Origin of the sequence: Pontibacterium sp. (genome assembly GCF_041587635.1) — a bacterium.
In the GTDB taxonomy this organism is placed as follows: domain Bacteria; phylum Pseudomonadota; class Gammaproteobacteria; order Pseudomonadales; family Balneatricaceae; genus Pontibacterium.
The window spans coordinates 1-2,661 of sequence record NZ_JBFGYC010000552.1 but is presented as its reverse complement, the minus strand read 5'-3'; the positions used below and the strand labels follow the sequence as shown (position 1 = coordinate 2,661).

Sequence of the window (2,661 nt, the reverse complement as noted above, 5' to 3'; positions counted from 1 at the left end):
GCATCACCGCTATCTGGCATAGGCTCGATTACCTGTGAGCCATTTTGAGGGGGGGCCGCCCCAGAAGGCATGCCGAAAATCTCGTCTGCAGAATATTCATTCATATTATTTCACCAGTCCAAATTCTCGACGCACGCCATCAATTACCTGCTGTCGAACGGCCTCTTCGGGCAGCCCCGGATTGCTTTGTCGGATCTGCTGATCCAGTCGCTTAGCTGCATCCGCCATAATCTGATCCATCGACTCCAGCGGCACGCTCTTCATCTCTAGGCCGTTCTTGCGGATATAGTTCAGGCGAGCCGAAGCGCGCTTTGTGGTGCGGAGCATGGTGTTGAATTTCTGCTTTAACTCCAGCGGGTTATCCTTTTGAACATCGGGCAGGAATACGGCGGCAGATGCTTTCTCTGTATCGGTTAGAGCCGCACCGAACAGCTGATTACGCACGATGGTGGTAATCCCGCCAATTCGGGCGCGGTGATCGATATAGGAGTTGTAGTCCTTCTGGTCTCCCGGGGATACATCAAGCCCCAGCAGGGATCGACCACCCGTCACCATTGAGCTGAACTTGTTGCCCAAGGTTTGATAGTTAGCATCAAAAGAGCCGGACGCATCCTCCAAGCGCGCTAAAATGTCTGTAGTATCCAAGAGGTCTTTTTCGACCTTGGTCTGTGCAGAGGTGGATAGTTCGCCACCCGATCCACCGATCTGAATAGTTCCATCTGGGCCAACGGTGACTCCGTTTTTCTGCGGAGGAACGGCATCAAGCCATCGGGTATCACCGCTCTGATTAGTCTGAAAATACCCCGGCAGTTTCGTATCTGGATTAATGCCGGGCTTGGCTGCCCCAAACTTCCCGTTCGCTGTTCTCTGCTTCATTCGCTCCATTTCCATTTGGAGTTTATGTTGATTCTGCTGCTTCACCAGATCGTAAGCACGGTCGTCCTGCTTGGACGCGACTGCTGCCGCCTGATCCTCGGCCCTGTGAGTATCTTCACGATCCCAGTGCGCCTGAGTCTGCTGCTGCTTCCATTCCTGAAGCCGCTCCTGACGTAAATGCTCAAACCCCATATCAGCAGCTTTGCTCATGCCTTGCCCGATGCCTTGCAATAAACCCCAGCCCATTACGCACCTCCCATTTGCTGCATTGCGCCCATCAGTTCGTTCTGGTCGTACTGTCCCGCATTTGCGCCAAGCCACATCTGAACAGCCAGCTCTAGCGCCTGCGCCTGCTCATCAGGTCCATATTGAGCGCGACCCGTCTGGGTCACGAGATCGGCAACATCGCCCAACAGCGCTATACCCAGTGATGCAGTGATCGTGAAATCCATCGCTCCCAATGCTTCCTGAATCTTCTGAAGCACCTGCACAACCGCGCTGGCCAGCCCTTGGATGGGATCGCCTTGAATCTCCTCCATCATGGAGGCAAATACCTGCTTGTCGTACAGGATCTGCTGGCCGATCTGAAATCCTTTTTTGAGCGTGGCTATCTGCTCTGGGGAAAGGTCTTGTGTAATGGGGGCTGCCGCTGGTTGTTGCTGTGGCTGCTGCACTGGTTGCGCCTGCTGCGGCTGCGCTTCGAGTAGTCCTGCCATGTGGTGATCCTCTTATACAAATCGACCGCGAGTTGGGTCATAGGTGAGCTTGTTCAGGAAGTTAGTATTGGCCGTTGTAGATCGGCGGCGGCGCTCTTCATCATCACGCTTCCATTGCGCTTCCTGCATTTTTTCTTGGCTCATACCTTGCAGTAACCCGCCACCCACTTGGGCCGCAGTGAGCGCAACCATTGGGTTTTTCTCCATGTAGTCCATCGCTTTTCCGCCGTATTCACTCAGCGTTTCCAGTAGACCTCCCCCGGGTTGCGCCACCGGGGCAATCTTGCTCGCCATGTCGCCCAAATTGTTCTGTAGATAAGTCGAGCTATCAGGAAGGACGACTGAGCTAATATCATTCATGCCTGCGCCCAATGAGTCATTAAATGACACCAGTTCAGGGTTAAGCGAAACGCCACCAGAGAGACTTCCTGCTGTGCCATTTAGGGCACCATCCAGCCCTCCCATTTCGGATAGCGCGGTAATGCCCCCCGCTCCGCTGGCGGGCGCGGTGGCTGACCCTGATTTAGTAGCAACATCCAGCGCAGTGTCTTTAGTGGCGCTAACACCGGCTCCGCCTGCTCCCGCCAAGCCGTTAAAGCCCATATATGCACCAACGCCGCCAGCGACAGCTTTTAGTAGATTGCCTTCCTTGATGCCTTCTACTGCAGTTTTTGCAGCCATTACGCTGCCGACCAACTTAATGCCGGCCATAATCATAGGACCACTCATACGTCACCCCGAATAAATTGAGCGCCGACTTTAGTGAAGCCAAGGCGCTGATAGAATTGTTCGGCTCGCTCAGCTTTGTCGCCACCAAACGAAATACCGAGAAAGTTGATCTTTGGTTGAGGAAAGCCGTCTGACCAATCAAAATGATGACTTAGAAGTGCACGCCCATTTTTGCGGGCATAGAATAGAAGGTCGCTGACGATTAAGCCGTCATGCGCCCATGATTCTGCAGCCACGGCTATAAGGACGCCCTGACTGCCATCACTATCGACCACGCCGACATAACCCATCGGGTTCGTTAGCAGCGCCGAAATAGACTCTCTGGCCTTATCTCTATTGG

The 2,661-nt window shown here is 53.9% G+C and carries 4 protein-coding genes; all 4 read right to left on the bottom strand.

What is annotated here, in order from left to right; translation table 11 throughout:
- Positions 1–105: 105 nt before the first annotated feature.
- Positions 106–1,122 carry a hypothetical protein gene (locus ABYW01_RS18870; protein WP_372835844.1) on the bottom strand — a complete coding sequence of 339 codons (1,017 nt, stop codon included), beginning with the start codon at positions 1,120–1,122 and terminating at the stop codon, positions 106–108.
- Positions 1,122–1,592 carry a hypothetical protein gene (locus ABYW01_RS18865; protein ID WP_372835842.1) on the bottom strand — a complete coding sequence of 157 codons (471 nt, stop codon included), beginning with the start codon at positions 1,590–1,592 and terminating at the stop codon, positions 1,122–1,124. The genes ABYW01_RS18870 and ABYW01_RS18865 overlap by 1 nt, the downstream gene beginning before the upstream one ends.
- A gap of 12 nt (positions 1,593–1,604) precedes the next feature.
- A complete protein-coding gene (locus ABYW01_RS18860; RefSeq protein WP_372835841.1) occupies positions 1,605–2,321 on the bottom strand; it encodes a hypothetical protein in 717 nt (238 codons plus the stop codon).
- On the bottom strand, positions 2,318–2,661 hold a 344-nt coding region (locus ABYW01_RS18855), incomplete at its 5' end, for a hypothetical protein (RefSeq protein ID WP_372835840.1). The genes ABYW01_RS18855 and ABYW01_RS18860, both read right to left, overlap by 4 nt.

Excerpts from the sequence above, each read along its gene's own strand:
- ABYW01_RS18860 (WP_372835841.1), bottom strand. The coding sequence starts at position 2,321 with ATGAGTGGTCCTATGATTATGGCCGGCATTAAGTTGGTCGGCAGCGTA.
- ABYW01_RS18865 (WP_372835842.1), bottom strand. The coding sequence starts at position 1,592 with ATGGCAGGACTACTCGAAGCGCAGCCGCAGCAGGCGCAACCAGTGCAG.
- ABYW01_RS18870 (WP_372835844.1), bottom strand. The coding sequence starts at position 1,122 with ATGGGCTGGGGTTTATTGCAAGGCATCGGGCAAGGCATGAGCAAAGCT.